This is a genomic window from bacterium (assembly GCA_017744355.1).
Taxonomy (GTDB): Bacteria; Cyanobacteriota; Sericytochromatia; order S15B-MN24; family UBA4093; genus JAGIBK01.
Genome location: JAGIBK010000002.1, coordinates 392,954 through 412,567, shown reverse-complemented (window position 1 = coordinate 412,567; position 19,614 = coordinate 392,954). Strand labels below are relative to the sequence as shown.

Here is a 19,614-nt window from a genome sequence, read left to right as displayed (position 1 = left end):
GGGATTTCTCTATTCGTTGCGCGCTTCGACCTGCGTTGCAGCGGCCTGATAGAGCTGGGCCGCCAGCACGATCCCGATCAGGGCGATCACCCCGTCTCCGACCATCAGGAGGCCGCTGAGCAGCGCCCCACCGACCGAGAGAACATCCCCGAGCCGCCCCGTCAGAGGCTGGAAGGGGATGATCGCTTGCTGTAGCGCGGTCTTGAGCAGGAACCAGGCGAAAAGCAGCCCGCCCATCCGGGGCAAGAAGCGATCGCTGCTTGCCCCCTTGAAGAGCTTCCAGGTCCGGGCCGGCAACCGCAAGAGGCGCGTTTCCGGCTCGCCCACCGCCACCACGGCGGCCAGGAAAGTGAAGACCAGGGCGTAGACCCCGACGAGCAAGAGTGCGATGAACGCGCTCGTCACCCCCCATGGCAAGACACTGGCCCGCCAGCCGTCCCCGAGTGCCCCCATGGACGCCGCCTTGATCAGCGCGGCCGAAACGGCACCAAGGCCGCCGATCAGCACGAGGGCGATGGTCCCCGTGAGACCGAGCCAGAACAGTGCTCGGCCCGAGCGCGCCATCCCGCTTTGCCAACCCTCGGGGGTCGGCTCCTCACCGCGCGCCAGGGCGTGGGCCGTGTTGAGCCAGCCGCCGAAGGTCAGCAGGCACAAGGCCGCCAGGAGCAGCGCCGTCCCGAGCGCCGGGCGCGAGGGATCGGGCACCGCCTTGAGGGCGGCGAAGAAGGCAGCCGGCCCGTCGGTCATCAGGGTCCGCACCGCCAGGGTCTCGGCGATGGTATAGGGGGTGTTGAAGCCAACCTCGAAGCCCGCCACCGCGAGCATGAGCGCGAGATAAGGGCTCGCGCCGGGGGGATGCAAGAGCACCCCCGCCTGACGGAGCGTAAGCGCGATCGCCGTGCGCAGGCCTGGAGGCTTCACCGAGGTTAGTCCCGGTGCTTCAGCAGGGGGAAGAGCAGAACGTCGCGGATCGAGGGGGAATTGGTCAAGAGCATCACCAGGCGATCGATGCCGATGCCCAGGCCGCCCGTCGGAGGCATGCCGTGCTCCAGGGCGGTGAGGAAGTCCTCGTCGATGAGGTGCGCCTCGTCGTTGCCCGCCTCGCGCTCCTTGAGCTGGTCCTCGAAGCGCTCACGCTGATCGATGGGATCGTTGAGCTCCGAGAAGGCGTTGCACAGCTCGCGGCCGGCCACGAAGCCCTCGAAGCGCTCGGTGAGCATGGGGTTGTTCCGGTGCTTCTTGGCCAGAGGCGAGATCTCGACCGGCATGTCGATGATGAAGGTCGGCTGGATCAACTCATCCGAGACCTTCACCTCGAAGATCTCGTTGATCAAACGACCACGGGTGAGCTCGGTGGGCATCTTGGCACCCAGCTCCTCGGCCAGCTTGGCGAGGGCGGGCACGTCCAGCGCCGAGACGTCCTGACCCAGGCGCTGGCTGATGGCCTGCTCCATGGTCAGGCGCGGCCAGGGCGCCTTCAGCTCGATCATGTGCTCGCCGTAGGGGATCAGGGTCGTGCCGCAGACCTGCTGGGCCACCGAGCTGATCAGCTCTTCGGTCATGCGCATGACATCGTCGTAGTCGGCGTAGGCCTCGTACACCTCGATCATCGAGAACTCGGGGTTGTGGCGGGTCGAGATGCCCTCGTTGCGGAAGCTGCGGTTCATCTCGTAGACCTTCTCGAAGCCGCCCACGATGAGGCGCTTGAGGTAGAGCTCCGGCGAGATGCGCAGGTGCAGCTCCATGTCCAGGGCGTTGTGGTGGGTGTTGAAGGGACGCGCCGCAGCACCACCCGGAATCGCGTGGAGCATGGGGGTCTCGACCTCCATGAAGCCCCGCTCGTCCAGGAACGCGCGCACCGCCTTGATGATCGCGTTGCGCTTGCGGAAGGTCTCGCGCGCCTCGTCGTTGCTGATGAGGTCCAGGTAGCGCTGGCGGTAGCGGGCCTCCACGTCGGAGAGGCCGTGCCACTTGTCCGGCAGCGGACGCAGGCTCTTGCTGAGGATCTGCCACGAGGTCGCGGCCACCGATAGCTCGCCGCGCTTGGTGCGGCGGACGGTGCCCTCCACCCCCACGAAGTCGCCCAGGTCGAGCAGGCTCAGCTGGCCGAACGACTCCTCGCCGATGGTGCCGAGCGAGACGAAGAGCTGCAGCTTGCCCGTGCCGTCCTGGATGTCGATGAAGTTGAGCTTGCCCGCCTCACGGCGACCGACGATGCGCCCAGCCACGCGGACCACGTCCTGGGTCTCCTCGCCGTTTTCGAGGGCCGCGTACTTGGTCTGGAGGTCACCGGCCTCATGGGTCCGGTCGAACTTGGCGGGGTAGGGATCGATCCCGAGCGCGCGAATCTCGGCGAGTTTCTGGCGGCGGACCTGCTCGTGCTCGGAGAGGTCGGCGGTCGACGGGACGGTCGCGGTCGGTTCCAAGGAGGCCTCCTGATGTGCGTGCCTTACGGCGTGGCAAGAAAAGACAGAGCGAGGAGCATTATAGCACGAGACCGGCCCAAAGCACGCACGGCGGGCCTTTGCAGGCCTTCAGCATGCGCTAGTACCACCTCCACGAGAGGTTGTCGGTGCTGTCCACGCTTCCGAGACGCTCGGGCATCGATCCGGCCGCCTCGGCATAGCGCGGCGAGTACCAGTCGCAGGCCACCAGCTTGCTGCCGTTCTGGGTCTGGACCGTGACGGAAACGGCTGCGTCCCCGGCGGCAATCTGCATGGACACCCGGCGCTTGATGAGGGCCCTCAGGTCGTCGACCCCGAAGGTATCGACCTTGAGACGCAGGTCGATGGCCCGCGCCGTTCCGCCGGGGCTTGCGATCTTGCGCGAGCGGGTCTCGATCTGGTGGTCGCTCAACGGCTGGGGCAGCAGGCTCTGGGCGTCGAAAGCCCGCGCGAAGGAGACCTCGAAGTCGTACGGTCCCTTCAGGGTGGCCTCGAGCTTCCCCGTCAGGCTCGCCTCCTGGCGCACCGCCACGATGCGATCGGGGGTGAAGTCGACCGCCAGGTGTCGCTCGGGTGCATACAGCGTGAAGCTGCCGGTCTTGCGGTGGTAGACGATACGCCCGTTCGGCAGCACGGCGCGAAGGGCATGCGGATCGCCGCCGATCGAGAGGCCAGCAAGTCCCAGCGAGCCGGGCAATGAGCTGTTCGAACCGTAAGACAGCCCCTCGTGCGCCGAGGCAGCGCCCCAGCGAATCTCCGAAACCACCGGCAAACCGCCTGGTCCCATCTTGTAGGCCAACTCGATCCCGAGGCGATCGTAGCGGAAGCGATGGTCGTCGAGGGCGGCGTCCGGGGCTCCGAGCAAGGCACGAACCTTGGCCTCGGGCATGCCGAGCTTCAGATCCGCCACCCGACCCGATGTGAGCGAGGAGGTCGCCGACGCCGCAAGGGGATCGACCTCGGCAGGGGTCGGCGTGGGGGACGGAGTCGCCGTCACTTGGGCGGCCTCGAGGCGTTCGGCCTCCTCCAGCTGGAGCTCGTAGAGGGCGACGAGCCCCACGCAGACGAAGGCGGCAAGCACGAGCCCGCCCCCGATCAGCACCCCGCGGATCTGCGCGGCGCGGGGATCGTGCCGGCGCTTCTTGCGGCGCTTCTTCTTGGGAACCGACGACGGACGCTTCTTGGCCATGGGGAATCCTACAAGCCACGAGCCCCGGCGACAGGAGTCGCCGGGGCTCGAAGACGAGACGCGTTAGGCGAGCGCGAGGCTCGGGGCCGCAGCGCGGACGTTGGCGAGCGAGGTGACCACGCCCTTGGCGACGGCCTCCATCTCGGCGACGGTCGCGAGCTTGCTGACCGCACGGCCGACGCCCACGCCGCAAGCACCGGCGCCGACGGCGAAGGCCGCGTTGGCGGGGGTGATGCCGCCCGCGACGAACACGGGCATCTCGACGGCCTTGGCGATCTCGGCAGCGTTCGCGAGGGCCGAGGTGATCGCGGTCAGCGCGCTGTGGGTGTCGACGATCTCGACGTTGCCCATGACGCCCTCGGCCTGGATCAGGTCAGCGCCGGCAGCCTGGAGCTGGGTGGCCAGGTCGAGCTGGACGTTCAGGGGCAGACGACCCGAAACGGTCACGCAGAGGGGCAGGTTGTCGCCGACGGCGGCCTTGACCTCACGGGTCCAGCCGAGGATCTGCTCGGCGGTGGGCTCTTCGCCGCGGGCGTACATGGCGTCGAAGTTGCCGAGCTCGAGCACGTCGGCGCCGGCCTCGGCGGCGGCGATCAGCTTGGCGGGCTCGGTGGCCGAGACGAACACGGCGAGCGAGGTCGACTCCTTGACGGTGCGGATCAGCGCGGCGTCGGCGGCGATGTCCACCGCATGGGCGCCAGCGGCCTCAGCGGCGGCGACCACGCCCATCACGTGGTGGGTGTCGAAGTTCTCAATCCCGGCGATCACCTTGACGAAGGTGCGGTTGGCAAGGGCCTGGTTCATGCGGTTGAGGCGGGTCATGGCGACGTTGGTCCTCCTGCGGTGGCGCGAATGTTGCGTAAGCCTGACGATTATAGAAGGCCGCTTAACCCCTTGTAAAGCGCCCGTCAAAGCACCGTCACGGAGCGGCTTCTAGCCGAACAGATTGTCGCGCGTCTCGGCGGCGGTGCCGACCCGGTGCCCCTCGGGGAACTGGCTGGGATCGGTGACATCCTCGTCCGATTCGGGGTCCTGAGTCCGGGCGGGCATCTCCTCGGCCTCGAAGACGTAATCCGCGTCCTCGGCCTCCTCCCCTTCCACCCGCGAGAGGCCCTCGCTCGATGCGAGGGTGATGGTCAGGATCTTGTCCGGGATCACGATCTCCCCGTCCTTGAAGTCCATGTCCGTGGTCGGGGCGAGCAGACGCGTGCGCACCTCGTCGACGCCCAGCTCCTGGTGGCTCACCTCGAAGCCCAGGATGGCGCCGTCCTCCTCGTCCAGGTAGAGGTCGACGAGCGATCCCAGGCGCTGGCCGCTCACCGTGACCACGTCGCGATCGAGCAGACAGTCATTCACCGAGACCAGCGCATCGTCGTCGTAGTTCAAAAGGTCCAGGCCGGCCGTCTCGCCGATCTCGTCGCTGACGATCACCTGGTGCGGATCGAAGGCCGCGATCTGGCTGAAGGGCAGGTCGAGATCCGAGCCCGACACCTGACGGTTGTCCATGACCCAGTCGATCACGAGCTTGATGACCCGTTGCTCGCTTAGATCGAGCAGTGCGTCGGAGATGTCCCCCATGTGGACTTGCTGCGCGGTCACCAGGGGAAGCTCGAGCAGGTTGCGGATCCCTCGGACTCTCACGGCGATTCTCCTTCTGCACTCTCGTTGCGCGCCAATATAGCGCGGCCCCACGGCGAGTACAACAAGGGATCGGGTGAGATGGCCCGTGGTTTCTAGCTCTTGAGCGGGTCCAGGAAATCCGTCCCGCCGGTGCCACTCTTCTGAATCCCCGCGACCCGCTTGATCAGCAAGAAGAGGCGCGTGAGATCGTTGCGCAGCTCCTGCGCCTGGCCCTCCAGGGCGTTGAGGCGCTCCTCTTCTTCTTCCCCCATCTGACCCCCGTGCTCGATGAGCAGCATCTTGCGCTCTTCGAGCAGCGCGTTGAGCTTCTCCTGGGTGTACTCTCGCTCGTTGGAGATGAGCTTGTACATGTACTGGGGGTTCTGGAATTCGGGGATGAGGGTCGGGGTCGACTCGAAGGCCGCGATCAGGTAGCGGCGCTCATCCGATTGCTTGGCCTTCTCTTCAGGGGTGAGGGGGGCGGTGACGGCCTTCTTCTCGGGCGGAGCCCCCGCGCCGACGGGACCGGTCCCGGATCGGGAGAACTGCTCGCCGGTGCCCAGCTTGCGAGGCATCGCCCCGGTGTTGCCGGTGCGCGGGCGCGCGGGAGGCGGCGCTGGCGTGGGCTCGGGCTCGGGCTTCTTGAGACCCAGGGTCGAAAGGATCTGGTTGAAAAAGCCCGCCTTGTTGGAATCGTCTGCCATGCAATGCCTCGAACGAAAGGAGGCCCCCTCCGGGGGCCTCCTTCGTATACCCTTTCAAGCGACCTTCTTCACCTCAGGTGAAGAGGTGGGTGATCTGGTCATAGACCCAGGACTTGCGGAAGAAGCGGTCGAAGGCCATGAAGCCCAGGATACCGACCGCGCCCGCCGCGAGGGTCACGGGCCAGCCGACGACCCCGAGGGCACCGAGGGCTGCGATCGCCCCGCCGCTCGCAAGCGACGAGATCACGCCGCCGATGGTCCCGCCCAGGGTGTCGCCCAGGACCCCACCGAGCGCGCGACCGGGGGCGCGCTCGCCCTTGAACATCTTGAAGAGGTTCTCGGCCGTCGAGAACGCCGCCGAGAAGATGGCACTCGAGACGGCCGCCTTCTTGAGACCCGGCAGCATCTCCTTGAAGCCCTGCTTGATGGTCTGCCAGCCGGCCGAGTTGCCGGCCCCCGTCTTGATCTTCCCGAAGAGGCCCTTGACGCGCTCGCTCGCCTTGCCGAAGAGGTTCTTGGCGCCGTCGACGAGCTTGCCGAACATCCCCTTGGCAGTTCCCGCCGCGCCACCGGTCGCCGAGACGGCGTCCTTGGCGACGGTGCCCGCGGTCTTGACGACCTCCTTGGCGGCGGTGCCTCCGGCCTGGACGGCCTGAGCGCCGCCCTTGGCAGCCTTGGCCGCCTTGGTCGCGGTCTGGGCGGCGGCCTGCGTGGCCTCCCCGGCGCTCGCGGCCGAGGCCACGTCCTTCGCACGCGACGCACCCTTGGCCACGCGCGTGGCCGAGGTGGCGGTGCGGGCGCTCGTGCTCACCTGCTTGGCGGTCCCTGCCGTCACTTCCTTCGCGACGGTCGCGGTGGCCTCTTGGGCGACGGCGACCCCGCCCGCCTCGACGGCCGGAACGCTACCCTTGGCGGCCTTCGCCACCTTGGTCAGGCTCTTGGCGCCTTCCTGGGCGACCTGGGTCGCCTCGGCCTTCAGGGACTCGGCGGCGACCTTCGCCGTCGAGGTGGCCGAGGTCGCGGTCTTCGCGGCCCCCTTGCCCTTGCCGAAGGCGGCGAAGACCTCGTCGGCCTTGTCGCTGACCTTGAGGGCCTGCTGAGTCTTCTCGGTCAGGCCGTTCCGGAAGAGCTTCAAGGCCCCCGACTTGTCGCCGGCGGCGTAGCTCTCGCCGGCCGTCTGGAGCTTCTTGGCGAAGTTGGTCAGGGTGCGCGCCTCGCCGGGATGCCCCATCTCGGAGAGCTGCTTGGCGCGGGCGAGCATCTTCTCGGAGGCCGCCGCGAAGGGCTGGGAGGTCGCGGGGGTGCCGAAGGCGGCCTTGAGATCGTCAGCCTTGTTCGCCAGGCGAATCGCATCCTGCACGCCGGGGTTGCGCAGCCCCACCTTGAACTTGGCGTGCAGCATCCGCGACGCCGCGGGGGTGTTGCCCTGCTTGGCGAGCTCGCCCGCGCGCGAAAGACGTGCCGAAAGCTCGGTCATCTTCGCGGCGGCCTCGGGCTGGCCCACTTCCTTGAGCAGCGCGGCGCGCTCGGTGATGTGCTTGGAGGCCGAAGCGTACTGCTTGACCATGTCGAGGTTCTTGACCTTGACCGGGACCGTGGCGCCGTTCTTGAGGACGTCGGCGGCTTTCTTGACGGGAGCGGCGACCACGGGCGCAGAAGCCACAGGCGCAGTCGCCACAGGAAGCGAGGGCTTGACCGTGTTGCGCACGCCGCTGGCGACCCGGCCCGCTTCCTTGGCGGTGCGGGCGCGCTTCACCGTGTTGCCGATGTTCGCGGCGGGCTCCGTGATGGTCGGACCGCCCGAGACGAAGCCGGGCTCCTTGATAACGCTCACGGGGCCGGGCTTCGGGGTGAGGACCGGCTTGGGCTTCGCGACCTTGGTGGCGGCGTTGGGGATGGCGTTGCCCACCGGCGGCTTGGGAGCCGCGACGGTCCCTGCGGGGATCTCTGCCACCGGATTGAGGACTGCGTTGCCGCCGGACACTGGCGGCTTCACCACGGGCGCGGTCGGGTTGGTGAGGCTGATCTGATCGCCCGGCTGGTGGCCGATTAGCTCTCCAACACCTTTTCCAACAGTGCGCCAGCCCTGGGCGACGGTTTCGTTGGCCAGAATGGACTTGGCGCCCTCTTCGAGGTGCTCGGGCAGATGCTGGACGACGTCCTGGGCCTTGGCGGGGAGATCCTTGAGGGTCTCGGGCAAGTTCTCAGCCAAGTGGGTCGCCTTCGCAGGCAGCTGCCTGAGGCGCGTCATCATCGATTGGCCAAGGTTACGGATATCCATGGTCGTCCTCCCGAACACTCTAGGGAGTTATCCCCCAAAAGGTACGGTTTCCTGCTTGGTTCTGGGTTAATTATCCCTTAAATATCGCCCGCTAAAACGCCGAGCGAGCCGCACCAGGCAGCTCGCTCGATATTTTTGTGAGATTGAAGCGGGCCTAGGGGGCGAGGTAAGCTTCGGTGCGCTCCGAGAAATCGACCATCCCCTTGCCGAGATCCCCGATCCCTCGGGCCATTTCGCGCGCGGCGGTTCGCGGCAACTCGACCGCTTGATCGCCGAGCCAGGTCAGGCCGTCCGCGGTGGCCTGGTAAGCTTGCGTTGCGCCGCGCGAGATGGTGGTGCCGGCGTCCCGGATGGCCTCGCCTGTGGCGCGGGCTCCGTTCTCGATGCCCCGGCCGACGACCTGCACCCCCTTGCCCACGGCGACCCCCGTCGAGACGAAGCCGTCGAGGACGTAGTTGCCCACGTGGGTGATGGCCTTGCCGATGCTCTTGAAGACGTTGCCGATGCCGGTGAAAAGGCCCTTGACCCCGGCTTCAATCTGACCGCCGAGCCACGAGGCGCCGCTTGCGATCGCCTGGCCCGCGTTGTTCACGGCCTTGACCAGGGGCAGCTCGCGAACTTCGGCGCGCGCCGCGGCCGCTTCGGTGTCCATGATCTTCTCGGCCTTGATCTTCCACTTGCCCTCGGGATCCATGGGCAACTGCCAGATCTGCTCAAGGGCGGCCTTCTTGTGCTTGGCGTGAATACCAGCGATCTCGGCCACGAGGACCGGCGGCAGGGTCTCAGCGACCAGGTGAAGGCCCGAGAGGACCCCGCTCATCTTCTGATCGAACTGATCCTTCACGTACTCGCCGACGGTCGGGTACTCGGTCGTGGTCGGCTGCTTGCGCGTCGCGATCGAGAAGGAAGCCTCATCGCCCTTGATGACGGACCCGCGAGCCTCGGCAGGGACGGTCCGCCGCTCGGGCGCCTCGGTCTGCGGGGCAGCGCTGCGGGTGGTGGACTGATTGGGGACAGTGATGCTGCGGAATTCGATGGCCATAATGGTCTCCTCCTACCGATAGTTCTCTTATCCCCCGTAGCAAGCGAAACTTACCGGTTTTGAAAATAAAATTCGATTAAACGGCCGTCGCCGCCTCCTTTTCAGGAAGCGGCGACGGTCGGGATTTGGATGGATGGGATGGGGGAGGATGGATGGAAGAGGCTTACTTGAGACCGCCGAGGGCCCAGTTCGAGAAGCGGGTGAGCGCATCGCCGATACCGCCGATGCCCTTGGCCGCACCGCGCGCCGCATCCTTGGGGACTTCGGCCACGACCTGGACGCCGGTCTTGATCTGCTTGCCGGTCCACTCGGCCGCGTCCTCGATGGCATCACCGGCCGCGTGGATGGCGCGGACACCGGGGAGGTTGCGGATGGCGGCGTCCGCCTCGGCCGACTCTTCCTTGCGGATCTTCTTGGCCTCGTCCTTCCACTTGCCGGCGGGATCCATCTCGAGGTCCCAGATCCGGCCGTAGGCGTCGGCACTGTTCTTGGCCTTGATGCCGACCATCTCGCCGAGCAGGACGGGGGGCAGCGCGAGCTCAGCGGCACCGTGCAGGACGTCGACCGTGGTGTCGACCGCCTTGTTGAAGCGATCCTTCACGTACTCGCCGACGGTGGGGTACTTGGGGTCGGCGGGCTTGGTGGGCTGGGTGGGAACCGAGGGCTTGGTGGGCTGCGAAGGCTTGGTGGGGAAGAGGATCACGTCACCACCCTGGCCGGGCTTCTCGCACACGGGGGGCTGCGAGGGCTTGGTGGGCTGAGTGGGAACCTGGGGCTTGGTCGAGACGGGGGGCTGCGCAGGAACCGAAGGCTTGGTGGGCTGCGAGGGCTTGGTGGGCTGAGCGGGCACCGAAGGCTTGGTCGAAACGGGAGGCTTGGCAGGCACCGAGGGCTTGGTGGGCTGCGAGGGCTTGCGCAGGGTGGGCAGCGTCAGGACCTGGCCAGGGTAGATCAGGTCGGGGTCCTTGATCTGGCTCTTGTTCAGCTCGTGGATTTCGGGCCAGCGGGTGGCATCGCCGAGCTTGGCGGCCGAGATGTCCCAGAGGGTATCGCCCTTGCGAACGACGTGGGTCTGCGGGACCTCGGGGCGAGCCTGGGGCTTGATGGCGGTGGCGTTGTAGTTACCAGCGACGTTAATCATGGCGAATCCTCCCTGAAGGTTTGTTATCCATTCCATCCGAGAGACTTATCGCCGGGACGCCCGAAAACTTGGTAAAAAAGGTGTTAACTTGTGACTAAAGTTACAGGAAAGGGGGTGAAGCCTCGGCTCCACCCCCTTCCTGGTCAGCGATACACCCGGTAGTCGATCTCCGGGAAGATGTTGTCGAGGTACTCGCACTTCTGGAGCCAGTCCTCGTCGATGGCGTCGGCCTTGATCTCATCGTAGAGCTTGTTGAAGCGCTTGAGATGGCTCTTGGTACGCTTGACGGCGTACTCGACCATGGTCCCGGTCTTCATGATGAAGGCCCAGTCCGAGCTCTGCGCGAGCAGCAACTCGCGCGCACACTGATTCAGGGCCCGAGTGAGGACGGGGCTGCCGTTGCTCCGGAAGAGGTTCGCAAGCTCCACCATCCGCTCGGCGGCGACGTGAAGGTGCGGATACACCCAGTCGTTGGTCTCGTTGAGCCAGAACTCGGCGTAGCCCTTGTCGCCCCAGCTGGAGTAGGAGGGCGTCGCCACCTGGTTGATCGGGTTCTCTTCGAGGAACTCGGCAGGCGTCGTCAGCTTGAAGACGTCCTGGTCGTAGACCGACTTGCGGATCAGGAAGTCGATGAACTGCGGCCCCTCGTACCACCAGTGACCAAACAGCTCCGCGTCGTAGGGCGAGACCACGATGGGCGCCTTGCCCATGACGCTGAACAGATGCTCGATCTGCTGCTCCCGGCAGTTCATGAAGTGGCCCGCATGGATCGCCGTGCGCTCGCGCGCCCAGTAGGGATCGTAGGGCTGCTTTTGATCGGTCTTGCCGGTGATCTTGTAGTACTTGATGCCGGTGTTCTTCCGGGTGCCGTCCGGCTGGACGTAGGGCCCGATGTAATCCAGGTCCAGGTCGTAACCGATGTCCCGGTAGAACTCGCGGTAGATCGGATCTCCCGGATAGCCCTCGACCGAGCTCCAGACCTGCTTGGACGACTCCTGGTCCCGCGCGAAAGCCGCCACCCCGGTGTTGGGGCAGTACAGGGGCGAGTAGGCCCCGTAGCGCGACCGCGGCGTCGAGTTGAGCAGGCCGTGGGTGTCGGTGAAGAAGTACTTGATACCCGCTTCCTTGAGGTAGCGGTCCACCCCGGGGTAGTAGCCGCACTCGGGCAGCCAGATGCCGCGAGGCTTCCGGCCAAAGTGCTTCTCGTAAGAGTCGGCCGCCACCTGGATCTGGGCGCGAACGGCCTGGGGGGTGATCTGCATCAACGGCAGGAAGCCGTGAGTGGCCCCGCAGGTCACGATCTCGAGGACGCCCAGGTCCTGGAACTTCTTGAAGGCCTTGACCAGGTTGCCCTGGTACTGGTCCACGAAGACGTGGCGGATACGCTTGAAGTGGTCAAGGTAGTAGCGCGCCAGGTAGTTGAAGTGGCCGTCGAACTTGGTGCGGGTGACTTCCTTCTCGGAAAGCTCGATCAGCTCATCGATGTGATGGACGTAGCGGCTCTGGAGCAGGGGGTCGGCCAGCATCGAGACCAAGGGCGGGGTGAGCGTCATGGTGATGCGGAAGTCGATGCCATCGTTGATGAGGCCGTCGTACACCTCGATGAGCGGGACGTAGGTCTCGGTGATGGCTTCGTAGAGCCAGTCCTCTTCGAGGAAGAAACTGTATTCGGGATGGCGCACGAACGGCAGGTGCGCGTGCAGCACCATTGCCAGATAGCCAATCGCCATGGGCGGGATCCTTTCGCGAAGGGTGGACTACGAAGGTGCGTGAGAGTTTCGCGATACGGTGATGGTGAGCGAGCGCTCCATGTCCCCGTCGGCGTTCACGGCGTGGATGGGGATCGGGTGCAGACCGTCCGGCAGCGCAAAGCGCAGGGAGAAGGTCCCATCGGGGCGCAGATCAACGGCCTGGCCGCGCAGCGTCACCTTGGCGTCGGGCTCGGTGGCCCCGTAGACGATGAGCTCGCAATCGGCCACCAGCCAGAAGTCCTTCGCCTTGGGCGCGGGGGGCTGAGGGGCATGCTGAGCGCTCGACATGGCCGCGAGCGGCATGCCTTCGGAGCTGGTCGCGCGATCGATCAGGTAGTCGCCGTACTTGGGGATGTTGGCCGACCAGTAGGGCGTGCCGCGCAGCGAGAGGCGATACATCTGCTCGCTGATCTCGAGGTTCTCGGGCATGGGCGCAGGAGCCTCGACCGCCGGTGCCTCCATGACGGGGGCGGGCTGCTGGGGCACCAGCTCGGGGGCCTGAGCGACGACCGGGGCAACAGGCGGGGCAGGGGGCTGCACCTGCGGTGCCGGAGCCTGGGGGATGGGCTGGCTCGCCTCGGGATCCACGAAACGGTCCGAGATGATCGACGAAATCTTGGCCTGGGGGGTGGTGCCAGCGTTCGACCGCGCAAGGGGGATGAAGCGGCCGTCGGGACGCAGGTAGCCGACTTCGGCCAGGTAAGTGCGCCCGTCGTTGGGGACGTTGAAGTACCACACCCGCTGGAAGTCGAAGGGCATGGCCACGTCGAAGTGGTAGTGGGAGTTCGTCCCGTTGAAGATGAGGTCCGTGACGTCGTGGACGCGCAGGGTGAGCTGAGCGCCGCCTTCGAGCTTGGCGCGCGCCACCGACTCCGCGTCGAGATCCCAGTAGGCATGCACCCAGAAGGGGTCGCGCACCATGAGGACGGCGCGATCGCGCTCGTACTCGCCGGGCAGATCGCCGAGCTCGTCGTCAATCAAAAGCTCGGGCTTCATCCAGGTCTTCTTGAGAGGGGGGCCTTCAGAGGCCTCGGTGCTGGAGGCGGCAACCGTCTCACCGCCCTCATAGGCAGGGGTGAGGCCTTCCGCCTCGGGTTTCAGCTCTCCCTGTTCCTGCACGGTTTCGGCAGCATCGAGCTTCTCGATCGCATCGTTGTCGCCCTTGGGGATATCCAGTCGTTCACGTTGCACGCGTTATGCTCCTCGGGTGGCCGTCCGGTCGTTTACATAGCTTAACGGAAGTATATGTACCGTTTACAATCAAGTCCGTCAAGCCAGGAGGCACATACAAAAACGACGACAGGTCCGAAGACCCGCCGTCGGATACTCTGATGCCATCTTAACACTCACCCTTCGGGTGCGGCAAGTTCGCCACGGGCGCCCCGACTAGGATGAAGGGACGCTCGAAAGGGTATAAGGGCCTGGTGAAAACGAGCAAACACGAAACTTATCAGAAGCGCTCCGCCGAGCAAGGCAACATCGTCTTGATCGCCGCGCTGATCGTGCTGGGACTGGGGCTGGCGGGCGTCGGCCTCACGCGGCTCGTCCAGTTGCAGTTCGCGCGAGCCGATGAGATGCGCAGCTCCAACTTCGGCGGCACCCTCGCCCAGAATGTGGCGGAATCCGGCTTGAACTATGCGCTCTACGAGTGGGGGCTGCGGCCGGGGGACGGCAAGTACCAACCCAAGGCCACCGACTCCATTCAGCTTGCCAGCGCCTCCGTCGCTGCTCTGGCCACGACCTCGGCGACTTACTCGATCCAGCTCAGCAAGGCTTGGTCCATTACGTCGGAGCCCGCCACGGCCGAGTTGACTGTCAATGCGACCGTTTCGAATTCAGCCGGACTGACGTTCACGCGGACGGTGCGCGCCACCGTCGCCACCTACTCAGCACGCGCCGAGTACGTCATCCGGCAGTACCAGGTCCAATAATGATGCGCAATCAAAGCGGCTTCACTCTCATCGAGGCGGCGATCGCAGGTGTTGTCCTATTGGTCGGAACCATCATGACCGCCCAACTGGTACGCATCACGCTCGATACGACCACCCCCGTCGCGAACGGCCCCATCGCCCCTCAAGACGTGGGAATCGTCGATCAGTACCTGCGCGCGCAGGTCGCCGCGCTTAAGGCCACGCCCAATGCCGTCATCACTCCACTTGCCACGATGAGCCTTGGAAGCGACGTCGCCTCCATCACCATCGCCACCTCGCCATTCCCTTCGATGAACGACACCCGCGGGGTCGCGCACCAACTCATCTCTTACGACGTGACCGTCTATCGCCTCCCGGCCAACAAAGTCGTGGGGTTCACGCGCTTCTGGAAGCTCAACGTAGGAGGGGCCCGTGCCGGCATCTAGAACCGCGAACGGCTTCACCTTGCTGGAGTTGGTGCTCGCCCTTGCGCTGAGCACCGCCTTCCTCTCGGCCTTCCTCATCTCCTACCGCACGCTGGTCGGCACCCTCTCGCTGGCCACCGCCGACATGAGCGACGCGGATCAGGCCGTCGCCTTGATGAACCGCATCACCCGGGAGCTGGACAGCGCCACGGGCAGCATTCAAGTAAGCGCGCAGCGGTTGAGCTTCAAGCTCAACAATGTCGACATCACCTACGAAGTCGACGGGACTCGCCTGGTCTCTGGCGGGCAAGCACTCGGCCCGGTCCTCGCGAACCTGGATGCGAGCAAGGGCCCCTTCTACGATTTCAACGGCAGTCAGGTCGCCACCGCCGCCGTCTTCTCGGTCTCTCCGCCCTCTTCAACCGACTCCGTGCAGATCCAGTTCGTCACGCAGCGCAGCGTGGATGCTCCGAAGCGTTACATCCGGGGCATCGGTACCCCAAGATCCATTCGACCGAACTAAGAGAAAGGGCCGCGGCAGATTGCCGCGGCCCTTCTTGCTTAATTGGTGCCGGTCCCGAGACAACGGATGACCTCATCCACAGTCGAGAGGCCCTTCAGAACCTTCTCCTTGGCGTCATCCAGGAGCGATCGCATCCCGAGGCGGTTCGCCTCGTCCTGGATGATGGTGCCCGGCTCGCCGCGGCTGATCAGGCTCTGGATGGTGCGGGTCATGCGCAGGATCTCGAAGACACCGAGCTGGCCCTTGTAGCCCGTGCCGTTGCATCGCTCGCAACCCGTCCCGATCGCGAGCGTCAGCTCCTCGTCGAGGGGCACGTTGAGGAAGGCCTTCTCCTTGGGCGTGGCGCTGCGCGTCGTCTTGCAGGTCGTGCAGACGCAGCGGATCAGGCGCTGGGCGACGATGCCCGAGACGGTGCCGCCCACCACGTAGGGGGGGATACCCATCTCGATCATGCGCGTCACGGTGCTGACCGCGTCGTTGGTGTGAAGGGTCGAGAGCACCAGGTGACCGGTCATGGCCGCACTGGTCGCGGTTTCGAGGGTTTCCAGGTCACGGATTTCACCCACCATGATGATGTCCGGGTCCTGACGCAGCACGGTGCGCAGGGCGCTCGAGAAGTTCAGGTCGATCTTGGGGTTGACCTGGATCTGGGCGATCCCGGGCACCGGGTATTCGACCGGGTCCTCGATGGTGATGATGCTGTCCGACTCACGGTCGAACTGCTGCAGCACCGCGTAGAGAGTCGTCGTCTTGCCGCTGCCCGTAGGGCCCGTGACCAGGATGACCCCGATGGGGCTCAAGAGGATCTGCTCGAGGGTCTCGCGATCGCGCTCCCCGAACCCCAGACTGTCCAGGCCGAGCAGGATCGATCGGGTGCGCAAGATACGCATGGAGACGCGCTCACCCCAGTGGGTGGCGATGCACGAGGTACGGAAGTCGATCTTCTCGCCGTTGACCACGACCGAAAAGCGGCCGTCCTGCGGACGACGCTTCTCCGTGATGTTCATCCCCGCCATGACCTTGATGCGGGTGATCACCGAGGCCTCGATGGCACGGGGCAGCTTGAGGACGGTCATCATGACGCCGTCACTGCGCATGCGGATCGCAAGCCCCTCTTCGTTCGGATCGAAGGCGATGTCGGCAGCACCCCGCTCGACCGCATCCGTCAGGATCGAGTTGACCAGCTCGACGATAGGCGCATCCACCTCGGTGCTGGCCGAGATGTCCTGAGCCTGCTGCTGACGACGGCTCTCATCACGTGTCCCACCAGTACGCTTGATCGCGCGCTCGATGGTGTCGTCCACCCGGCGCGAGCGATCCTCGTAGAAGCGGCCCAAAGCAGCGCTGAGGTCCTCTTCGCGGAACCCGATGGGCACCACGATGTAACCCGTGAGCAGCGAGAGGTGGTCGAGCAGCTTGGGGTCGTCGATGTTGCGAGTGGCGATGATGAGGCGGCGCCCCACCTTCATGAGGGGCACCAGCAGGTTCTTGCGAGCGAAGGCCTCGGGGATGAGGGCGATCGTCTCGGCCTCGATGGGGAAGTCCAGAAGCGAGGACTTGGTAGCCAGCACCTCTTGCAGCGTCAGGATCTCGGAGAGCTCACGCTCGTTCAAGTATCCCTTCTGGATGAGGATCTGACCGATGCGCTCACCGGTTTCCTGCTGAGTGCTGAGGGCTTCCGAGAGCTGGAAGGGCGAGATCAGGCCGAGGTTGCACAGCCACTCGCCGATCATCTTCTTCCGGAGGCCGCCCGTTCCGGTCGAGGCTGCCGCCTGGTCCATCGCTACCTCCTGGTCTTGTCGAATACGGACGTAGGTTCGCCCGGAATCTGAAGGGCCGGGACGCTGGGGAAGTCGGGTACTGCAGGCGGAGCCCCGTGCGCAGCGGCTGCAGGCGACGAGGCCTCGCCGGCGCTCAGGCCGATGCGGTGCAGGGCCCCGCCCTGGCGAACCAGGACGAAATCCTTGCCAATGGCCGCCACCACGCCGCCGCCCGAGAGCATGGAGCCCGCTCGCACGCGCAGACGGTCATTCCCCACCTGCAACAGCGCGCTCGCCTGCCCGTTGTTGGAGAGCAGGACCGCCAAGAGCTGAGTGGAGGGCAGGGCCGTCACGGGAGCGGGAGCGACGACGGGCTTGGGCAGGATCACCGGAGCCGGCATCTCACGGGCCGCTCCGAGCGGCAAGAACGGCTCCACGCGCCCGAGGGTCACCCCCCGATCCACGCTGAACGAATAGGTCTTGGGCCCCGGTGCCGGCGACTTGGTGGGCTTGGGGCTCGGTGCGGCCACGGCGACCGGATCCAGCCACCCAGCGAGCGCCGACCACCAGCTCTCGCGCGCCGAAACGGGCGCGGGCGAAGCAGGGGCAGGGGTCGCAGCAGGGGCCGCCGCGGGCGCGGGCGAGCTGAAGGTGAAAGCCGGGGCGGGCACCACCGACGCAGAGGCCAGCTCGGCGAAGCGCTCGAGCTGTTCGAGCGAGACGAGGAAGTTGAAGCCGAAGCCCAGCTGGAAGAGGACGCGGGCGCGATTGCCCTCGGCCCCGATGTACTGGATGTCGTACTGGTCGATCTCAAGGGCAGGGGGCAGGGTCTTGAAGGCGCCGAAGGCCGCCTGGACATCCTGGTACTGGCCCTGGGCCCGGATCTGGTAGCGCCGATGCAGCACCCCGGCCTGTGGCACGGACTGCACCGAGATCTTCTCCTCGTCGATGGGACCGGGCGTCAGGGCCTCGATGGTGATCGCGTGGCGCTGCAGGATCTCGGAGAGGGCAATGAGGCCCACGTTCGAGCGATTGGCCAGCGCCGTGTCGAAGCTCTGCTCCTTGCGCAGGTCGAAGAGCTTGAGGCGCTGGATCTCGTCATCCGCCGGATTGACGCGAGCCTTGCTCTCGGCCAGATGCTGAGCGGACACGTCCCGCTGCCGGATGACGCGCTCGAGCTCGGCACGCAGCGTGGCGGCCTCCATGGCGGCAGGGCGAATGGCGAGCACGTAGTAGGTGAGGCCCCCCACCAGAGCAGCGCCCGCGATCCCCCCGAGCAGGACGCGACGGTCGATTCGTTCCATCATGGCAGCACGTCCGTTCGGTACTTCTGGCCCAGCTGCGCCTGAAGCTCGAAGGTATAGGTGGAGCCCTGCTTTTCGAGCCTCAGGATGCGGACCTGAGCAACGGCGTCGATGGCTCCGAGCTGATCGGCGAAGTACAGGCAGGAGGTCTGGCTGAGAGCAGCGCCCTGCAGGCGCACCTCACGACCGGAAACATAGGACACCGAGCCGATCCAAGCATCGGCCGGCACGATCCCCTTCAGACGCGAGACCAGATCCGCCGCAAAGCGGGTCTCGGCGTGATGGGGAATCCACTGACGCAGCACCTCGGCCTGGGGCGGCGCCTCGGACTTCTTCAGCTCCTCATCGAGCGAGAGGCTTTCGGTGCGAACGGCGGCAATCTTACCCTTGAGGTCCTGCACGCTGCCTGTGGCGTTCTGCGACCAGAGCCAGCCGGCCCCACCCAGCAAGGCGAGCCCCGTCACCCCGATGAGGGCCGGCATCGCCACCTGCTGTGCCCGCTCCTTGAGCGTATCCAGGGGCAGCTCGAAGGAGAGCGAAGGAAGCTCGACCGCCGGCGCCTTGCCCTTGACGAGGTTGAAGGAGGGGAAAGTATCGCCTCGCCCCCACAACCCGGCCCCGAGGGCCACGCACGAAGGTAGCTCCATCTCGGGATCCAGCTCGGCCGGCTCGGCGATGCAGATGGGCAGCTTGATGTGGGCCTCGGCGTGCGAGGCGAGCTCCCGGGCATCCTCGGGGCGCTGGGCGCCGATGACCAGGCGCGGCTCCTCGCCGAGGCTGACGCCTGCGACCGAGCGCACGGCATCCGGCAAGTAGTTGAGCGCGACCAGCTCCATCGAGATGTTGTCTCGCTCGGGCAGGACCAGCTCGCGGACCGCCGAGAGCTTGCCGTCGATCCAGGCCGTGACGATCAGGCGTTGGGGGATGAGCATGACGCCGATCCAGGGGGCCTCGTCGGGCGGGTGGTAGTAGGCCATCCCGCGCTGGCCCGCCAGCTGGACGAGGTCCACCCCGATCAAGCGCAAGCCGGCGGCCTTGAGGGCGTTCTCGTAAGGCTTGATGAGGGTCTCGGCGGCGGCGCCGTAGCAGACCTGGATGAAGTCCCCCTCCTGGCTCGCGACGAAGTAATCGACCATCGGCGCGTCGTTGCGGAAGAGGGCGAACTGCTCGGCCTCGGAGAGGATGGCGTGGTTCAGCTGGTTGAGCGGCAGGTGCGGCAAGCGAACCAGGCGCACGATGGCCTGGCGGGAGTTGAGGATGAGGACGACGCGCTTGTTGCGCAGCCCAAGGGCCTTCCAGGCCTCCTTGAGGGCTACGCCCAGCTCGTCGGATGACGCAACAGCCCCCTCATCCGTGATGAGGTCGGGGGGCAGGGGGTAGGTATAAGTCTCTTCGATGGAGCCATCGCTCGACGCGGGAAGGACCGCCTCGATCTTGTCGCTCGTGATATAGAGACCAACATATCCTTTTGGCGTTCTCACCAGGACGACACTTTCATCAGCACATCAACCGGGGCCACC

Annotated in this window: 17 protein-coding genes; 3 read left to right on the top strand and 14 right to left on the bottom strand. The window is 65.9% G+C overall.

The window, feature by feature from the left end:
* Positions 1-9: 9 nt before the first annotated feature.
* The 11 genes from J7643_07395 to J7643_07345 form a co-directional block, all read right to left on the bottom strand.
* A complete protein-coding gene (locus J7643_07395; GenBank protein ID MBO9540401.1) occupies positions 10-921 on the bottom strand; it encodes a hypothetical protein in 912 nt (303 codons plus the stop codon).
* 5 nt (positions 922-926) lie between these two features.
* Positions 927-2,426 (bottom strand): lysine--tRNA ligase, encoded by a 1,500-nt coding sequence (gene lysS / locus J7643_07390; protein MBO9540400.1) that lies wholly within the window; start codon positions 2,424-2,426, stop codon positions 927-929.
* Between the two features lie 118 nt (positions 2,427-2,544).
* On the bottom strand, positions 2,545-3,633 hold the full coding sequence (locus J7643_07385; GenBank protein ID MBO9540399.1) for a hypothetical protein: 1,089 nt from the start codon (positions 3,631-3,633) through the stop codon (positions 2,545-2,547).
* A 63-nt stretch (positions 3,634-3,696) separates the two neighbouring features.
* The gene (locus tag J7643_07380) at positions 3,697-4,455 is read right to left on the bottom strand and encodes a DUF561 domain-containing protein (GenBank protein MBO9540398.1); all 759 of its coding nucleotides are present in this window, start codon (positions 4,453-4,455) and stop codon (positions 3,697-3,699) included.
* 111 nt (positions 4,456-4,566) lie between these two features.
* Entirely contained in the window at positions 4,567-5,274 is a 708-nt protein-coding gene (locus tag J7643_07375) for a PRC-barrel domain-containing protein (GenBank protein MBO9540397.1), read from the bottom strand.
* A gap of 92 nt (positions 5,275-5,366) precedes the next feature.
* Positions 5,367-5,957 (bottom strand): hypothetical protein, encoded by a 591-nt coding sequence (locus J7643_07370; protein ID MBO9540396.1) that lies wholly within the window; start codon positions 5,955-5,957, stop codon positions 5,367-5,369.
* A gap of 73 nt (positions 5,958-6,030) precedes the next feature.
* Positions 6,031-8,238: a hypothetical protein gene (locus tag J7643_07365; protein ID MBO9540395.1), complete on the bottom strand. Its 2,208-nt coding sequence runs from the start codon at positions 8,236-8,238 to the stop codon at positions 6,031-6,033.
* 154 nt (positions 8,239-8,392) lie between these two features.
* Entirely contained in the window at positions 8,393-9,280 is an 888-nt protein-coding gene (locus J7643_07360) for a hypothetical protein (GenBank protein MBO9540394.1), read from the bottom strand.
* Between the two features lie 163 nt (positions 9,281-9,443).
* The gene (locus tag J7643_07355) at positions 9,444-10,421 is read right to left on the bottom strand and encodes a LysM peptidoglycan-binding domain-containing protein (protein ID MBO9540393.1); all 978 of its coding nucleotides are present in this window, start codon (positions 10,419-10,421) and stop codon (positions 9,444-9,446) included.
* A 143-nt stretch (positions 10,422-10,564) separates the two neighbouring features.
* A complete protein-coding gene (locus J7643_07350) occupies positions 10,565-12,151 on the bottom strand; it encodes a DUF1957 domain-containing protein (protein ID MBO9540392.1) in 1,587 nt (528 codons plus the stop codon).
* Positions 12,152-12,178: 27 nt separating this feature from the next.
* Positions 12,179-13,363, bottom strand: coding sequence for a DUF4912 domain-containing protein (locus tag J7643_07345; GenBank protein ID MBO9540391.1), 1,185 nt, complete (start codon positions 13,361-13,363; stop codon positions 12,179-12,181).
* A 233-nt stretch (positions 13,364-13,596) separates the two neighbouring features.
* On the opposite strand from J7643_07345, the gene J7643_07340 reads away from it, so the two are divergent.
* The 3 genes from J7643_07340 to J7643_07330 are packed head-to-tail and all read left to right on the top strand — an operon-like array spanning position 13,597 to position 15,030.
* On the top strand, positions 13,597-14,103 hold the full coding sequence (locus J7643_07340) for a hypothetical protein (protein ID MBO9540390.1): 507 nt from the start codon (positions 13,597-13,599) through the stop codon (positions 14,101-14,103).
* Positions 14,103-14,528, top strand: coding sequence for a prepilin-type N-terminal cleavage/methylation domain-containing protein (locus tag J7643_07335; GenBank protein MBO9540389.1), 426 nt, complete (start codon positions 14,103-14,105; stop codon positions 14,526-14,528). The genes J7643_07340 and J7643_07335 overlap by 1 nt, the downstream gene beginning before the upstream one ends.
* The gene (locus J7643_07330; GenBank protein MBO9540388.1) at positions 14,515-15,030 is read left to right on the top strand and encodes a prepilin-type N-terminal cleavage/methylation domain-containing protein; all 516 of its coding nucleotides are present in this window, start codon (positions 14,515-14,517) and stop codon (positions 15,028-15,030) included. The genes J7643_07335 and J7643_07330 overlap by 14 nt, the downstream gene beginning before the upstream one ends.
* A gap of 38 nt (positions 15,031-15,068) precedes the next feature.
* Here J7643_07330 and J7643_07325 read toward each other — a convergent pair whose 3' ends face one another.
* The 3 genes from J7643_07325 to pilM are packed head-to-tail and all read right to left on the bottom strand — an operon-like array spanning position 15,069 to position 19,575.
* Complete coding sequence (locus J7643_07325) at positions 15,069-16,811, bottom strand: type II/IV secretion system protein (protein MBO9540387.1); 1,743 nt, start codon at positions 16,809-16,811, stop codon at positions 15,069-15,071.
* A gap of 2 nt (positions 16,812-16,813) precedes the next feature.
* Complete coding sequence (locus J7643_07320) at positions 16,814-18,097, bottom strand: hypothetical protein (GenBank protein MBO9540386.1); 1,284 nt, start codon at positions 18,095-18,097, stop codon at positions 16,814-16,816.
* Positions 18,094-19,575 carry a pilus assembly protein PilM gene (gene pilM / locus J7643_07315; protein MBO9540385.1) on the bottom strand — a complete coding sequence of 494 codons (1,482 nt, stop codon included), beginning with the start codon at positions 19,573-19,575 and terminating at the stop codon, positions 18,094-18,096. The genes J7643_07320 and pilM overlap by 4 nt, the downstream gene beginning before the upstream one ends.
* Between the last annotated feature and the right edge of the window lie 39 nt (positions 19,576-19,614).

Bases quoted from the DNA above. Each gene is read 5' to 3' on its own strand.
- J7643_07370 (MBO9540396.1), bottom strand. From the start codon at position 5,957: ATGGCAGACGATTCCAACAAGGCGGGCTTTTTCAACCAGATCCTTTCG.
- J7643_07320 (MBO9540386.1), bottom strand. From the start codon at position 18,097: ATGATGGAACGAATCGACCGTCGCGTCCTGCTCGGGGGGATCGCGGGC.
- J7643_07360 (MBO9540394.1), bottom strand. From the start codon at position 9,280: ATGGCCATCGAATTCCGCAGCATCACTGTCCCCAATCAGTCCACCACC.
- J7643_07335 (MBO9540389.1), top strand. From the start codon at position 14,103: ATGATGCGCAATCAAAGCGGCTTCACTCTCATCGAGGCGGCGATCGCA.
- J7643_07350 (MBO9540392.1), bottom strand. From the start codon at position 12,151: ATGGCGATTGGCTATCTGGCAATGGTGCTGCACGCGCACCTGCCGTTC.
- J7643_07365 (MBO9540395.1), bottom strand. From the start codon at position 8,238: ATGGATATCCGTAACCTTGGCCAATCGATGATGACGCGCCTCAGGCAG.
- J7643_07355 (MBO9540393.1), bottom strand. From the start codon at position 10,421: ATGATTAACGTCGCTGGTAACTACAACGCCACCGCCATCAAGCCCCAG.
- J7643_07385 (MBO9540399.1), bottom strand. From the start codon at position 3,633: ATGGCCAAGAAGCGTCCGTCGTCGGTTCCCAAGAAGAAGCGCCGCAAG.
- J7643_07325 (MBO9540387.1), bottom strand. From the start codon at position 16,811: ATGGACCAGGCGGCAGCCTCGACCGGAACGGGCGGCCTCCGGAAGAAG.
- J7643_07380 (MBO9540398.1), bottom strand. From the start codon at position 4,455: ATGACCCGCCTCAACCGCATGAACCAGGCCCTTGCCAACCGCACCTTC.